Genomic DNA, 15,869 nt, shown 5'->3' with positions numbered 1-15,869 from the left:
TTCAAGTAAACTGCTTAATTCTTCTGCCCATTCCTGATAGGATGAACTCCCGATGATCCCCTCACTTGACTGGATGTAATTAACTAAAGGTATAGAGTTTATTTGAAAGCCTTGTCTCTGGAGTTTAGACTAGTACAGCTTGGCGGAAGTAAGTAGACCATTAAAAGCTACGAAAATTCGGTGGACTGAAGGCTTAAAAATGGTATATGTATTTACGCCGCCGTGTACTAGTCTAAACTCCAGTAGTCAGATTTTCTTGAATTAAAAGAGTCTTTTCTTGCAAGCGAGATACCATGAAGATATTTTTCTCGGTGTCGAGGGTCAACTTGTAGTCGCCGAGTTCTAGTACAAACAATTCCGATTTTTCTGCTGGTGGTCTAGAAATATCGTTATTATTTGTAGTAGCAAGTATATCTTTGGCGAGGGGTGTAATTATTTGCGCTCTTTCCAGCCGTTCTTGTGCTAACTGCTGGTAATTCAACTTAGGAAGTTCAATCCCTAATTCCATTTTGATGAAGCGCTCTGCAAGGATAGCCATTTCTGTAGGACCAATGCCACCAGGGACGGGAGTAATGTTTTGGGGAATGTTGTAAGCGCTCTTGTCAACATCACCTCTAGTTCGGTCTTGTTTAGTTTCTCCTGGAGTGAACCCGCTATCTACTACTAACCTATGTTGGGGAAGAATATATGGCGTGGCTAGCCCAGGTACTCCTGTTACAGTTACGACGATATCAGCAACTCTTGTTCTGGACAAATCATCGCCATCTTCCAGTATAAAGCAGTTGATATTTTTTTCTCTTAAATAATTAACGACTCCATTACCGATAAACCCTCCACCGCCAATGACTGCAATATTTGAATCTGGTTGTGCAAAGGACTCAACAAAAGCAACACCTTCAGATGTAGCTGGTACTGAAAATAAACCGTTAGGTTCTTCTCGTACTATATCTATATCTTTTTCTGGAGATAAAATTTCAAGAGAGTCTTCAAATTCTGATGGGATTGGAAACTGAACTATAGCTGCTTTTACATTCTCGTTATCGTTTATATTTCGGAGAAGACTTTGAAATTGTTCTACAGTCGTATCTTCTGGCGATAGCGTTTGTCTAGTGACTTTCACTCCGAAAGATTCAAATGTTGCTAATTTTTGGTTTTCTGAGACTAAAGCTGCTTCGTATTTTCCTTTTAGACTTTTTTGCCTTTCACTTAAATTTTCAGAAACTCTTAAATTGGCTGGGGGATTAAACCTAATAATGGTAATTTCTTTACCTAGTAATTGTTCTTGGTAGTTTTTGCATTGGTTTTTCACGTGTTCTTTAATTATATTGCCATCAATTATCATGGAAATTATTATAATTTATGATTTGTAAAGTATTTTTCTCCCTCAGAGGGTCGTCTGGTAATTTCGCCTATACTCTTGCCATCACAATCAACCCAACTGGTCGCATATCGTTCAGTTCTATGAAACCCTGTAAACTCTAAATTTTTTCCTGGAAAATGAGCTTTAAACCATTCTTTGGCTGACTCTTCAGTATCAAAAGTTCTGGTTTTTACTTCCTCTTTGGTTTTATACCAATTGCTATCATCGGTAAAATCACAAACATAATGAGGCATATATTTATTCTCCTTTTTATAGTGTGCTTGGTCTATTTACTATTATCTCATTAGATGTCTACCTCCAAATCGATCGATTGCTACATTCCATTTCTACAACGACAGTCTCTCAGGTACAAACCTCCAACGAAATCTCAAGTTTGATGCAAGAAATTGCCCCAGTCTCAGAAATGACTGGCACTTCTTCGCGTCAAGTTTCTTCATCTTTGCAAAAAACAGTAGAAATTTCCTAGCAATTCCAAGCCAGAGTTCGGATATTTAAGGAGAGTGAGCATCTGGGGAATTCTTGAAATCTCCCGATACTTACCTACTTCCTGGATTTACCGAGCTTGCGTATGTGGGATGAATCGATTCCTGCCATTTTACGGTACTTGACAACAGTCCGGCGAGCGATCGCAACTCCAAATCGCATCTGTAACAATTGAGCAAGTTGGTCATCGCTGTAGGGTTTCGTCGGAGGTTCTTGTTGAATCAGTTGGATAATCATCTGTTGGATCTGTTTGGGTGTACGTCCACCCACACTCACAGGAGTACACAGCGATCGCAACGGCAGAATTCGACTTTGTTGTCCGCCAATCAACAAGTAACGCTCTCGCACGATGCGGCTCGTGGTAGCATCCGAAAGCCCAATTGATTGAGCGACAAGTTGCTGGGGAGTAGGAACCAAATCTAAACTGTTTTTACTTGTTAGAAACGCTTGCTGGCGATTTACCAAAAACTGTCCAACTTTGAGTAAATTTTCCTGCCACTGATTAACTGCTTTGAGTAAACTCCTTGCCTCTTCTAGTAAGCTTTCTAAGCGTTGCTTTTCTCGCGCTGTCTGGCGAGATTGGGTTATCTTGACGATCGCTTCTTCATCCAGGCAAAATTCTTGACTCACCTCATACATCAAAGAAACCTGCCACCCATTTGTATGAGGTTCAGCTTTCAGATCGGGGGTGACTATACTTGCCGGATGATAGCTGAAGTTTCTTCCCGGTCGAGGTTCGAGCGTCTGAATTTCCGAAATTGCTGCTTCTAACGCTTGCAAATCGAGCGGCAATTCTAACACAGGCTCGTGGACTGCAAACCGTTGTTGTAACTTCAACAGTAACAATTCTTGATGTTGTCTTGCTTCAGTTGACTGACCAACACAGTTCGCCACATCTTCTAAATAATCTTCTACCAGTCGTGCTGCCAGACTATTAGGTTGTTCTTGAAGTTGCAACAGCAGACACTCTTGAAGCGATCGCGCCCCAATACCTGGTGGCTCGAGACTTTGCAGGTGAGGTACAACTGCTTCCAACTCCCTCACACTCCAACTGCTTCCCTCTGCCCAGACTTGAGGAGATTCTTCCAAATAGCCACTGGGTGAGAGCCACTGGGTGAGGTAAAGTAATGCTTCTCGCTGTTGAAAGGGTAAATTTAAAGCACTAATCTGTCCGCGCAAATGCTCTTGTAAACTGGGTGCGCTTGCAGCCGGACTGTACCAATCGGGGAAAACATCCTCTAGCAAGACCTCCGGATTTGTAGAGCGCTGATGCAGCAAGAATGGATTGTGTTTGGCTTGTTCTCGCAGATGCTCTCGAACTCGCTGATGATTCCAAGGCAACAGCTGCACCAACTGCCGTAGCGTTGGATAGAGAACTGCTTGGGTCTCTAAATGGGTTTCTGGTGAGGGAGTAGCAATTAATACAGGTTTATTCATTCTTCATCCTGTTGACTAAAAACGAGATGTTCCGACAAAATCGTTCGTCCACCAGAAAGCACCGCAGCCCGTTCTAAGGTGTTCTGCAACTCGCGCACATTGCCAGGAAAAGAATAATTCCTCAGTTTTAAAGCTGCAGATTCAGCAAGCGCCAACCGCTTTAATCCCCGTTTCACCGCAATACTACTGAGAAAGTGTTGGATGAGTTGTTCCAAATCTTCAGGGCGATCGCGCAAGGGTGGTAATTCAATCCGGACGACATTGAGGCGATAAAACAAATCTTCCCGGAACTGCTGAAGCCGTACCATCTGCTCTAAATTGCGATTGGTTGCAGCAACAATTCGCACATCAACAGTGCGTGTCTGGTTGCTGCCCAAACGCTCAAAGGAACGATCCTGCAACACCCGCAACAGCTTACCCTGAATGGGAAGACTGAGTTCTCCCACTTCGTCCAGAAAAATTGTGCCACTATTTGCTTGCTCAAACCGTCCGATTCGCATATGATTCGCTCCGGTAAAAGCCCCTTTTTCGTGTCCGAAGAGTTCTGCTTCTAGCAAATGTTCTGGCAGTGCGGCACAGTTGACTTTCACCAACGGTGCTTTGCTGCGGGGACTCGCTGCATGAAGCGTGGAAGCAACTAGCTCTTTGCCAGTGCCAGATTCTCCAGTAATCAGAACCGTTGTGTCTGCAGGAGCAACACGACCAATAAGTTTAAATACCGATTGCATTGCAGGCGATCGCCCTAATAATTCCTCTTGTCCCTTCTGCAATGTGGACTCCCCGACCTGATACACTGGTTCTTGATGGTGGGCTAATGCCTTCGCAGTCAAATTTACCAGTTCGTCTAAGTCAAAGGGTTTGGTGAGATAATCGTAAGCGCCCAACTGCATTGCTTCGATAGCCGTGTGACTAGTTCCATATGCCCACAGTGGTAGTGGATCTGCTTGCAGTACCAAAATATCTAACTTTGACCGCAGCACGAGTTCTTGTGGTAAGCCTTGACTCGTTGCTTGTCGTGCCAGTTGCAAAATTGAATCCCGTTCGGTAGGCGGGATATCTGTTTTTGGCACTGGTCCTCCATGGGTGGGGAAGGCGTATCCCAGCAAGCTATCCTGCTGTAAAAGATAAAATCCTCCTTCCACGCGGGGAAAATTTTCCAGAGCGTCTGTTGATAATTGTTGTAATAATTTCTCCAAACGCCGAGGGGACATTTCCGTATGATGCAGGCGCGATTCCCAAAACAATTGGATTAGACGTGTATTGGCGCTAGCAAGCTCACGCTGATTGCGAGCAATCACTGTTCCTTCTAAGCTTTCAAACAGTTGTACGACCAGCCACAATGCTAATCCACTCAGGCTGAGAAACAAAACTGTCAAAATTGTAAGTTGCTGTCGCAAAGTCCAGCGTCGCAGAAGCATAACAGGTTAATTTGTAGAAATTATTGGATAAAACGTGAAAGTGCAAAAACTATGCCAGTTTTCATCTTATCCAATCTAGTTTCGCTTCGGTCTGTATCTTTGGCACGATTTTTGCTCTTCTGTTATATGACCAAATTAAAGATGAAGGAAAGGATTGAAAGTGAAAACCTATGGAATTTCTCAAGGGCAACCCTCAGCAGGCATTACAGGGCAAAACGCTATTGCTCCAACAAACCCCAAGAAGCCTTTTTCAATCAAACTTAGAACTCTGAAAATTTTTTCATGCATATTTCTAAAATTGAACATTAAATATCTTGTATGAAAAGTAAAAATTGTCAATGACAACCACAGTAAAAAGTGGATGTACCTACAAATAGCCAGAAACTGTGCTTTGTCAAACCGTATTAATTTGTCAAAAATAATACTAGTATTTTCAAGGACTGATAAACTTTTGATTCAGGCGGTAATTCCTCATCTTCTCTGGTGCGCGCTCTGCGCCTCTGCGGTTCAAAAGTAAATTTATTTAACCGCAGAGGCGCAGAGGACGCAGAGGTAAGAAGTGAGATAGCTATTGATTTCCTTCAGTATTTAAGTAGATTTTGGCAAAGAATTATGAAACTTTCAATACCAACAAAAAATACAGGATTATTTCCGGAGTACTTGCGAGTAGTTCGTCTCTGGTTTGTAAAAACACCGGAAAGAGCCTTGGAAGAAGCCTATCAAACTGCTTTGCTAATTAAAGCTATGGAAGATGAACACTTTGGCGGTCAAAAAATTTCTCCCAACTCAGGTTTGCATAGTGAAAGTGTGATGGCTTGTTTGTTAGCAGATGTTGACAAACACCTCAATACAGTGAAATTAAGGGTTGCAGAATTCAAGCTCAGTCGTTCAGTGCTGAGAAATTCAGCTCCTAAACTGTTAGTAAAGTTAGGGTTGATTGATGAAATTGTTGCAAAATATACTACTACATCAGAGCTAGAGTTAGCATCAAATTCAGATTTACTGGAGATTAATCCCCAGCAAATCGATACCAAGAGAAAACCAAATGAAATCGTGAAGGCTGAAAATACAGATGTTTTTCAGAAGAAGGGAGTATTACCTAGATCCATTGGCAGAACAGTCAATCGGATCAAAACAGATTTAAATCCCAATTCAGAACAAGAGGTTATTACACAGTTTCGGAGGTCGAGTCACAAAACAAAAATGGCGATTCGATTTGTTATCTTGTTAATTCTTGTGCCTCTCCTGACTCAACAATTATCCAAATTCTTTTTAATTAATCCAATTGTACAGCGATTTAGAAATGAAACCAATTTTTCAGTCTTTCTGAACAAGGAAATGAAAGAAGAAGCACTTACGGAGTTAAAAACTTTTGAAGAAGAACTGCGCTTTGCTAGTTTCATTAATCATTCGCCACAACTATCCTCAGAAGTTATTGAACAGCGAGTTCAACGGAAAGCTGATGAAATTGCTGAAGAATTTCGGAGTAAAGGTAACGATGCGATCGCCAACGTTTTTGCAGATTTACTAGCACTCGTTGCTTTTGCTTGGTTAGTTATAAACAGCAGAAAGGAGATTATCGCTTTAAAATCTTTTATGGATGAGGTCGTATACGGTTTAAGCGACAGTGCCAAGGCTTTTATCATTATTTTGCTCACAGATATGTTTGTGGGATATCATTCCACTCATGGTTGGGAAATTCTGCTTGAAGGGATGGCAAATCATTTGGGGATTGCTGCCAATAAAAGTGTCATATTTCTGTTTATTGCCACATTCCCAGTAATGCTGGATACGATATTCAAATATTGGATATTTCGATACCTGAGCCGTGTTTCTCCTTCAGCAGTTGCAACTTTAAAGAATATGAATGAATAGGGTGGCGAGAGCTTTACCCGGCAAAATACGCTTTTCAGACATCTTTGGCACGATTTTTGCACGTTTGTCATGTGACAAAACAAAGATGAAGAATCAAGCATGAAAGACGATCGCATTTCTCATTCCTCCGCCACGGAACTATTTGCCCTTGCTGCAAAACTCCAACAGCAGAAATCCGAGGAGTACATTCCCTCTGAACTCGTTCAAGCAGCTACAGAAGCAGGAATTTCCCCGGACAGCCTTCAGCAGGCATTACAATTGATGTATCTCAAACAGACACAACACCAAAGTCGTCGCCGCAATCTGCACCTGATAATTGGCAGTGGGGTAGCTGGAGCTGCAATTGCCCTAACTAGTGTTTGGAGTTACTTTACTCTGAACCAACACTCAACAATTCGAGGCGGTTTATTTTCTGTAGCGAACGCTCAACCTGCGAATCCGGCTCCTCTGGGTGTTCCTGTACCAAATGACTACACTACAACTTACAATGGCAGAGTACAGCAATACCTGCTTAATCCAGAAGGTAGAGTTGATGGGCTATTGTTGGACAATAAGCTTCAGGTTAAGTTTCCGCCACACCTGAGCGATCGACTCACTAGCGCGCTCGCTCCAGATGCTGAAGTCAGAATTGTCGGCGTTGCTGGTACACCCACCCGATTTGGACAGGAAATTCGGGCAACTCAGATTGTTAATCTCAGCACCCAGGAGACGATCGCTACCCAACCACCTACCGTTCCTCCTCCACCTCCAGCCAACAGAGTCAGCTACAGCAGTCTTTCTGCTGATGGAATTGCTCGGCATTGGCTTGTTGGACACCGAGGCGAACTCAAAGGTGTTATTCTCTCCTCTGGTGTGGTAGTGAAATTTCCACCTCATGTGGGCGATCGACTTGCCAACATAATTCAAGGTAATGACCAAGTTCGGGTTCAAGGTTTTGGCACCCGCAACACTTATGGACAAGTCATAGAAGCAACCACCTTAAGCGTGAACAGAGAGAATATAGCGATCGCTCCACCTAAGCGGTTAAGTCGTTAACAAAATAATTACTCCCTTTCCGCCATAAGATTACCGATCTTCTTCTCCTCTTTCCTCTGTGTCCTCTGCGCCTAGAGCGGTTCATTAAATTAGGTATTCTTTTAACGGGAAGGGAGTAAGTATACTTATAAGAATCCTAAATGATTTATGAAAGGGAACGGGGAACAAGGAATAGTACCGTGAGCCGCCCACAAGGGGCGAAATTTCCACCTTACAAGGGATACAAGGGATTTTTCGCCAACGATTCCACTCGCTTCGGGGCTAGTTTTTCGCCTGTTAAGCGTTCCCTGTTCCTTATATGTTTAGTGCGACTAAGCGCAGGTTATCGTACTTACCAATAACGAGTGACTGCATAATTATCTAGCACTGCATCCACACTAACAATCGGGATCTTTTCTGTAAGTGCTTGAGCAACCATGAATTTGATGCTCCATCCATGTTTCAAAATTTCCAGGAATTTGATACTTACCAATACTAACTTTGATAGCAATTTCCCAATAAGAAGCAGGACTGAGCAAAATGTCATTGAGGGGATCGACAATCAAATCACAGGCGACTTGACTGAGGGGTTTCGTCTTCGGACAGGATGATTAGGGTTCCAATTGCACTACCGGGCTGGCGAGGCTTGCGAGGTGATTGGAGTTCGGCAATCAGTCTGGCGACTGTGCGATCGCCGGACAAAATCTCCACTTCTTCACCGGGTTGCAGGCTTGCAATCAGTTCGGGTAAACGCAGTTGGGCTTCTGTTAATGGAATCCGTGTCATTGTTATATGCTGTAGGATTACTAGCCGACACCTTTGATAGTAACTTGAAGCAGCCCGTCTAGATAATTCTTCGCACTTTAAACTACACTTGACAACTTCCCAACTTGAGACGCTTCTTCTTCATAAACTGCTAAGTCAAACCAAAAAGTGGTGCCAACTCCAACTTCGCTCACCAAATAAACTTTGCTGTGATGCTTTTCCATGATGTTTCTGACAATTGATAAACCCAAACCAGTTCCCTCTAGAGTGTGTACTCGATTTTCTACTCGGAAGAAGCGGTCAAAAATAGCTTCTTGATCTTCTGGAGCAATGCCAATACCAGTGTCGGAAATTTCTACTCTAACTTGAGATGTTTGGCGATCGCTTGAATTGGTTTTTGGTTCGAGTTGGTAGGCGCGGATTGCGACTTTTCCACCTGACTGAGTGAACTTGAGGGCGTTACCCAGAAGATTCGCTAACACTTGCAGCAACAAATCGTAGTTACCAACAACTAACGGCAACTTAGGAGAGATTTCTTGAACCAATTCAATCCCTTTATCTTTGGCATTCAATTGATAAGTCCGCAGCGTTTGTTCAATTGCCTGTGTCAAATCGACTCCATCTAAATTATATCTGCGGCCTGATTCAAGTTTTGATAAATCCAAAACATCATTCACTAAGCGAGTCAACCTGTCTGTTTCGTGATTGACTGTTTCTAGAAACTCCCGACGTTCTACCCAGCTTAAATCTTCGCCGTATTCGTGTAATGTTTCAATAAAAGATTTTATATTAAATAGTGGAGTTCTCAATTCGTGGGAAACATTGCTAATAAATTGGCTTTTTGCCTCGTTCAATTCTACTTCACGAGTGATATCTTGTACTGTGATCGCAATCCCTTTAATACTTTCCCGTTGCTGATTAACAACTGTTGTTAAAAGAATGCGGATTGTTCTTAGTGTGGTGGATTGGTTCAGTAAAATGCGAAATTCTGCACTTTCGCATTCTCCCTGTGCCATTTCATACAAAGGACGCCTGACTTCCATCTCTACCGAGGGCGGTAAGTAACGCAAAACATTTTCTCCTACAACCTCAATACCTTCCCAGTTAAAAATTCTCCTTGCTGTAGGATTGACTAAAATGACTTGCATATTGTTATCAATCAGGACGGCACCATCGGCAATCGTAGAAACCAATGTTTCAAGTTTGGCTTTCTCTGCTGTCAATTCTTCAATATTTTGTTCTTCGTAACGCTCCAAGCGTTCTGCCATTTCATTAAAATTGAGAATTAACTCCCCTAGTTCGCCTCCTAGCGGTAAATCTATTTGCTGCTTAAAATTTCCTGCAGCAATTTGTTTTACGCCTACGAGTAATTCTTTAATGGGCTTGGTAATGGTTAAAGCATTAATCACTCCTCCTAAAATCACCATCACCCAAATTGAGATAAATACAGCAATGGTGACATCGCGAGTGAAGTTTGTGGAAATAACAGCAGCTGGGTTGGGGTTAATGCCAATCGCCAACACGCCCAAGTATTTGCCATCTACCGTCAAAGGAACAAACACATCCGTCACTTCCCCGTCTGGGGATCGATGTTGCCGTACCATTGGCTTATCAGCATCAGCCGCATAATCATCGGGTAGCTGTATTCGCCGTTTGATAGCAAGGGAGGTTTCCACTTCTGGCTCCCAAAAGGGAATGCCAAAATAAATTTTCCCCCCTTCATCAGCATATAGCATATAACGTACACTGGAAGTGCTGCTGTAAAAGCGTTGAGAAAACTGAGAGACCTCTGTAAGATTGCCATCGGCAATAAGTGGGGCAACGTTGGCAGCCAGTAACAGCCCCAGATCCCGACCAAAGCGCGTGTCGTTTAGACGTGCATCTAGCTGAATCGTATTGACTGCCCAGAAGGTTAAACCACTCATCACCAGAGACACAACTAATGTGGCAGCCGCTAAAAGCTTTGTCTGGAGGGTGAACTCCGACCACCAATTGACAATTGCTTCTTTGATTGTTTTTAAAATAGCCAGCATCTTAAATACAGCGTATTAAAAGGGGTCAGGGGTTAGGGGTTAGGGGTTAGGGAAGTGAGATCTTCTTGTTTGACGGTGAAATTTTTTTTCATTGGGACTGCCCAATCATCTGAGTTCAACTGGTTCGAGAGGGCATCGTTCTGGTTTTCATACTTATTTACAAATGAAAATAAACCTAACAACTCAAAATTAACAGTTTCTTTGACAAATAAGGAAGGGATTGGGGTAGGGGGTAGGGGGTAGGGAATTTTGGATTTTGGATTTTGGATTTTGGATTTTGGATTGGGGATACAGTCATTACCCTTGTTCCCAACCCCTCACCCCTACCCCCTCACCCCTCACCCCTACCCCCTCACCCCTCACCCCTACCCCCTCACCCCTCACCCTACCCCCTCACCCGATACCCAATATCTCGTCGGTAATACATTCCCTCAAAGTGAATCTGCTGTATCCCAGCGTAGGCTTGGTCAAGGGCTGCATCAAAATCTTTGCCAACTCCAGTAACATTTAACACTCTACCTCCATCCGTGACTAACTGTCCTTGGTTGAACTGGGTGCCAGCGTGAAATACAATTGTTCCTGATGCTTCTGCGCGATCGATGCCAGTGATGGCTTTTCCTTTTTCATAGGTTCCAGGATAACCACCAGAAGCAGCAACGACTGTGGCACATGCTCCTTGTTTCCAGGTAATGGGTGGCATTTCACTCAAGCGCTGTTGTACGCAGGCAAGAATTAATTCTTCTAGAGGTGTTTCTAAAAGTGGTAGTATCACTTGTGTTTCTGGATCGCCAAAACGACAGTTAAATTCCAACACCTTAAATTCCCCTTGCGTGCCAATCATCAACCCAGCATATAATACCCCTCGGTAGTCAATACCTCTGGCTCTTAAAGTCGCGATCGCTTTCTCTAAAACTTCTGTCTGAATGCTTGCCATCAACTCAGGAGTCAAAATGGGTGCTGGTGCATAAACACCCATTCCACCTGTATTTTCTCCCGTATCGCCCTCCCCGATGCGCTTGTGGTCTTGAGCCGGTAGCAACGGGCGAATTGAAATTCCATCAGTCAATGCCAAAACAGAAACTTCTTGCCCAGTCAAATACTCTTCAATGACGACAAATTTTCCCGCACTGCCAAACTGTCCTCCAAACATGGCATCAATTGCCTGATTTGCTTGTTCCACTGTTTCGGCAACAATGACACCTTTTCCAGCTGCCAAGCCATCGGCTTTGACAACAATTGGCACTCCCTGAGCCTTGACGTAAGATTTTGCCGCTTGTACCTCTGTAAATACCGCAGAGCGTGCTGTAGGAATTTTTGCTTCTTGCATCAGTGCTTTTGCCCAAGCCTTGCTGGCTTCGATTTGCGCTCCTGCCTTACTTGGACCAAAAACCATAAAACCTTTGGCTTGGAGGTTATCTGTGATTCCTTTTGCCAACGGAACTTCAGGTCCGACTACAATTAGAGAAATGCCCTCACTGTGGGCAAATTGACTGATTCCCTCAAAATCATCTACAGACAAAGACAAGTTCTGGCAGCGTTCCATACTTGCCGTACCGCCATTTCCCGGCACGCAAACAACCTGCTCAATTTGCTTTGATTGTAACAATTTCCAGGCAAGAGCGTGTTCCCGCCCTCCATTACCTACAACTAAAACTTTCACTGATGTCCTCTTAAGCTTGGGATCGGTTACCAGTTATCAGTTATCAGTTACCGATTATCAGTGAATCATGAATTACCAGTTATCTCTAATACTGGTCACTGGTCACTGGTTACTGGCCACTGTAACGACGACTCGCCGTACAATTTTTCACCAATTTTGATGCTTGTGCAAGCCCCTTCTTTTTCCCAAAGATATAACTAAACTTTGTACCACCTCGTCACCTCGTTCCCAGGCTCAGCCTGGGAATGCCTGAAGGGAGGCTCCGCCTCCTGTCTTGCCTTACGGGAAGTTCCGCCTCCTGCCTTAGACTGCTGCTACGCTCTGCAGAGCCTCGCAGACTGCATTCTGTGGTAGAACCACCGGAACGAGGTGGTACGAAGTTTCGACCCTGAGAACGAGAGTGGGAGATCTGTCCACCTACCCATCAAAATTTATGTGGCAGACGACTACTAACTGTCCCCTTGAAATGGAATACTGGAATTTTTACGTATTTATCCTGTTTTTATTTTCTTTTTTCTTGCAAAAACTCAGTATATTTGCTGTTATCCTTAGGGTATTAAATTTCAATAATTTTTCTGAATTCAGTAGAAAGTGAAAGCTATTATAAACTCTTTATCAACTTATTGTTTGCTCTATGAAATAGTAAAAAATAATTGTAAATTGATGGCGGTTCAACGACTGAAGAGATTAACTTGGAAGTTGAAATAGATTAAGGTATCGAAAAAAAGCAAGAATCATGGTTAAAAGTATAGTTACTGGAGTTGCAGGCTTTATAGGTTCCAACCTTGTAGAAGCTTTGTTGAAACAAGGTGAAGAAGTCATTGGAATAGACGAATTTAATGATTACTACGATCCTGCATTAAAACGCAAGAATATCGCTCACCTGCACGATCGCCCTGGGTTTCAATTAATTGAGGGAGATATTCGCACTTTAGACTGGATAGAACTTCTAAAAGACATTGACGTAGTTTACCATCAGGCAGCACAAGCAGGAGTTCGGGCAAGTTGGGGTCAAGGGTTTCGTCTGTATACAGAAAGGAATATCAGTGCCACACAAATTCTATTGGAAGCGGCGAAGGATGCAAAACAGTTGAAAAGGCTGGTATTTGCTTCAACTTCCAGCATCTACGGTGATGCTGAAACTCTACCAACTCATGAAGACATATGCCCTAAACCAGTTTCTCCTTACGGTATTACCAAACTTGCTGCCGAGCAATTATGCAGACTATATCACAAAAATTTTGGTGTACCTTACGTAGCGTTGCGTTACTTCACAGTTTACGGTCCAAGGCAGCGTCCGGATATGGCGTTTCATAAGTTCTTTAAATCTGTCTTATTGGATGAAGCTATTCCTATCTATGGCGATGGTTACCAAACACGAGACTTTACCTTTGTGAGTGACGCTGTAGCAGCCAATTTAGCCGCAGCGACTGTATCTGAAGCAGTGGGAGAAATATTTAACATTGGCGGTGGTAGTCGAGTTGTGCTAACCCAAGTTTTAGATACGATGGAAGAAATTGTTGGAAAACCTATTAAGAGAAACCACGTAGAAAAAGCAATGGGAGATGCCCGCCACACGGCTGCGGATGTCTCTAAAGCAAGGAGAATTCTGGGTTATCAGCCTCAAGTTTCTTTAGCGGAAGGCTTGGCTCAGGAATGGCATTGGGTGAAGTCGTTGTATTAAAGATTCCTCAAAAAATTACGCCACAATCAAAAATTGGATATTTTTGCTCTCGTTGCTCTCGTTCGTTGCTCTCGTTCCCAGGCTCCGCCTGGGAATGCCTGATTGGGAGGCGGAGCCTCCTGTGCTCTACCTACCGGCTCTACAGCAGCCCACTTGTGCTGCATTCCCAGCCTGTGACAAACTTTAGGGCAATGCCAACTTTTCGGAGAGTGGCAAACCGAACCTAGTTTGATTGCCTTTATAATAAATAGTAAACACTAAACGTTCATCACGCTTAATTTTTATAGTAACAAATCCAATACCTTGTTACTCTTGCAAATTGCTTGCAATTCAGGTACAATATCAGGCTCAAAGAAAGGATCGTCTTCAGCGTATATGATGAGCGTGGGTTTGCTAAGATGTGGTAATATAGGCAAAGCACTGCTAGCATCGTAGTAAGCTTCCACTGTTGGAAAGCCGAGTCGCTGAATGACTAGCTCCTCATCAAAGCCCCATATGCTGTTAGCCCGCTTAATCGCTTCAGGGTCAAGAGTTCCAGGATGAGCTTCATGAATATTCCATGCAAGTTTTTCTAACCCCCGTGCGATCGCTTGTTCGAGATACCTCCCCAAAGGATGCTTGACCAGATAAGCTAGCGATCGCCGAGAGTCCAAACTCGGACAAATGACTGCTGCACCACCGATATCGTTCTCTTGTAGCCCCAGATTCCGATTTTCTTTGGTGAGTTCCACAGCAGTTTTCACAGCCCACAGTGCCAGCTGTCCGCCCAAGGAGTAGCCGGTAAACCAATATTGACCGGGACATCCCATCTATTTGGCAGTGGCGGCAATGGGGGTAAAATCTTCTCCCTCGTACAATCCATCACTCGTTAGCGTTGGAGACAATTCAGCTACCAACAATCGTGCCACGCGGATTTTTGGGAATGGCAACCTTACCAAAAATTGGTACTTCTTGCGCCCCCGTAAAAATGATTTCTTGATAAAGCGGCTCTGGGTGTTGAATTGTACTTTCCCAATCACGCGCACCCTGCAAAGCAGTATAGACAGTCATCACCACACCATTTTGCAAAAACCAAGAGGGACTGTAAGAGGCATAACACATGATATAGGAAACCTAGTATAGTTTAATTTTGGTTTTACAATCCTTTAATTTTAATCTTTATGTTAGATTTAAATTATTTTTTATAATCAGGAAAGCAATCTTTGTATCTACCAAAGGTTCTTATTTATCCTTAATAAGTAGTAATAATTTTTTAATAATGCCGAGGATTCTTGTCATAGACGACGACCCTGCAATTTCAGAACTCGTAGCCGTCAACCTAGAGATGGCTGGTTACGACGTTAGCCAAGCCGAGGACGGCATCAAAGGTCAAGCATTAGCTCTCCAGCTACAACCAGACTTGATCATGCTGGATCTCATGTTGCCGAGGGTAGATGGATTCACTGTTTGCCAGCGCCTGCGTCGGGATGAGCGCACTGCTGAAATCCCCGTGCTGATGCTGACGGCTTTGAGCCAAACACAGGATAAGGTGGAAGGTTTTAATGCTGGCGCAGATGATTACCTGACCAAGCCCTTTGAAGTCGAAGAAATGCTGGCACGGGTGCGAGCGTTATTGCGGCGTACTGACCGGATTCCTCAAGCCGCCAAGCACAGTGAAATTTTGAATTACGGACCTCTTACCTTAGTTCCAGAACGTTTTGAGGCGATATGGTTTGGTCAAACCGTGAAATTAACTCATCTGGAGTTTGAGCTACTGCACTGTCTCCTTCAACGCCACGGTCAGACAGTTTCCCCTAGTGAAATTCTGAGAGAAGTTTGGGGTTACGATCCGGATGACGATATTGAAACCATTCGCGTACACATCCGTCACCTTAGAACCAAGTTAGAACCAGATCCCCGTCATCCCCGTTATATCAAAACTGTGTATGGTGCGGGTTACTGCTTGGAACTACCAAGCGCCCCCCAATCAACGGAAGGCGCTTCTACAGTGACCAGTGACCAGTGACCACCTGACTACCTGACTAGTGACCGACGTCTTCACCTATTGCGTTTTGAACGCAACAAGCGAGGGCGCGGTTTCTGTATGAGAGTGCTAGGTATTCTAAAGCTGGTGTGAATA

The 15,869-nt window shown here is 43.6% G+C and carries 12 protein-coding genes and 2 pseudogenes; 5 read left to right on the top strand and 9 right to left on the bottom strand.

Annotation, left to right across the window (positions count from 1 at the left end; all coding sequences use genetic code 11):
- Positions 1-232: 232 nt before the first annotated feature.
- Together F7734_RS05475 and F7734_RS05470 are read right to left on the bottom strand one after the other, a co-directional pair.
- The gene (locus F7734_RS05475; protein WP_243146705.1) at positions 233-1,342 is read right to left on the bottom strand and encodes a tetrahydrofolate dehydrogenase/cyclohydrolase catalytic domain-containing protein; all 1,110 of its coding nucleotides are present in this window, start codon (positions 1,340-1,342) and stop codon (positions 233-235) included.
- An 8-nt stretch (positions 1,343-1,350) separates the two neighbouring features.
- Positions 1,351-1,614: a hypothetical protein gene (locus F7734_RS05470; RefSeq protein ID WP_155743727.1), complete on the bottom strand. Its 264-nt coding sequence runs from the start codon at positions 1,612-1,614 to the stop codon at positions 1,351-1,353.
- 50 nt (positions 1,615-1,664) lie between these two features.
- Here F7734_RS05470 and F7734_RS05465 point away from each other — a divergent pair.
- Positions 1,665-1,847: pseudogene (locus tag F7734_RS05465) on the top strand (hypothetical protein); the annotation flags it as partial.
- A 74-nt stretch (positions 1,848-1,921) separates the two neighbouring features.
- Here F7734_RS05465 and F7734_RS05460 read toward each other — a convergent pair.
- Together F7734_RS05460 and F7734_RS05455 are read right to left on the bottom strand one after the other, a co-directional pair.
- Positions 1,922-3,301 (bottom strand): RNA polymerase subunit sigma-54, encoded by a 1,380-nt coding sequence (locus F7734_RS05460; RefSeq protein ID WP_155743726.1) that lies wholly within the window; start codon positions 3,299-3,301, stop codon positions 1,922-1,924.
- A complete protein-coding gene (locus F7734_RS05455) occupies positions 3,298-4,719 on the bottom strand; it encodes a sigma-54 dependent transcriptional regulator (RefSeq protein ID WP_243146704.1) in 1,422 nt (473 codons plus the stop codon). The genes F7734_RS05460 and F7734_RS05455 overlap by 4 nt, the downstream gene beginning before the upstream one ends.
- Positions 4,720-5,331: 612 nt before the next feature.
- Between F7734_RS05455 and F7734_RS05445 the strand changes: the two genes are divergently transcribed.
- Both F7734_RS05445 and F7734_RS05440 read left to right on the top strand, forming a co-directional pair.
- Positions 5,332-6,594, top strand: coding sequence for a proton extrusion protein PcxA (locus tag F7734_RS05445; protein ID WP_155743725.1), 1,263 nt, complete (start codon positions 5,332-5,334; stop codon positions 6,592-6,594).
- Positions 6,595-6,693: 99 nt separating this feature from the next.
- Entirely contained in the window at positions 6,694-7,629 is a 936-nt protein-coding gene (locus F7734_RS05440; RefSeq protein ID WP_155743724.1) for a hypothetical protein, read from the top strand.
- A gap of 377 nt (positions 7,630-8,006) precedes the next feature.
- On the opposite strand, the gene F7734_RS05435 is transcribed toward F7734_RS05440, so the two are convergent.
- The 4 genes from F7734_RS05435 to purD all read right to left on the bottom strand — a co-directional run bounded on the left by F7734_RS05435 (position 8,007) and on the right by purD (position 12,066).
- On the bottom strand, positions 8,007-8,174 hold the full coding sequence (locus F7734_RS05435) for a hypothetical protein (RefSeq protein ID WP_243146703.1): 168 nt from the start codon (positions 8,172-8,174) through the stop codon (positions 8,007-8,009).
- Position 8,175: 1 nt separating this feature from the next.
- Positions 8,176-8,394, bottom strand: a complete 219-nt coding sequence (locus F7734_RS05430; RefSeq protein ID WP_155743723.1) for an antitoxin of toxin-antitoxin stability system — start codon at positions 8,392-8,394, stop codon at positions 8,176-8,178.
- Positions 8,395-8,471: 77 nt separating this feature from the next.
- Entirely contained in the window at positions 8,472-10,406 is a 1,935-nt protein-coding gene (gene nblS, locus F7734_RS05425; RefSeq protein WP_155743722.1) for a two-component system sensor histidine kinase NblS, read from the bottom strand.
- A gap of 385 nt (positions 10,407-10,791) precedes the next feature.
- Positions 10,792-12,066 carry a phosphoribosylamine--glycine ligase gene (gene purD, locus F7734_RS05420; protein ID WP_166481742.1) on the bottom strand — a complete coding sequence of 425 codons (1,275 nt, stop codon included), beginning with the start codon at positions 12,064-12,066 and terminating at the stop codon, positions 10,792-10,794.
- A gap of 736 nt (positions 12,067-12,802) precedes the next feature.
- Between purD and F7734_RS05415 the strand changes: the two genes are divergently transcribed.
- Positions 12,803-13,750, top strand: coding sequence for an NAD-dependent epimerase/dehydratase family protein (locus F7734_RS05415; protein WP_155743720.1), 948 nt, complete (start codon positions 12,803-12,805; stop codon positions 13,748-13,750).
- Positions 13,751-14,034: 284 nt separating this feature from the next.
- Here F7734_RS05415 and F7734_RS05410 read toward each other — a convergent pair.
- Positions 14,035-14,851 (bottom strand): annotated as a pseudogene (locus F7734_RS05410) (esterase); the annotation flags it as partial.
- Between the two features lie 157 nt (positions 14,852-15,008).
- Here F7734_RS05410 and F7734_RS05405 point away from each other — a divergent pair.
- Positions 15,009-15,755 carry a response regulator transcription factor gene (locus F7734_RS05405; protein ID WP_017743794.1) on the top strand — a complete coding sequence of 249 codons (747 nt, stop codon included), beginning with the start codon at positions 15,009-15,011 and terminating at the stop codon, positions 15,753-15,755.
- Positions 15,756-15,869 lie beyond the last annotated feature (114 nt).

The organism is Scytonema sp. UIC 10036 (assembly GCF_009725235.1).
The sequence above is the reverse complement of the archived record's forward strand: the minus strand, read 5'-3'. Positions and strand labels throughout refer to the sequence as shown.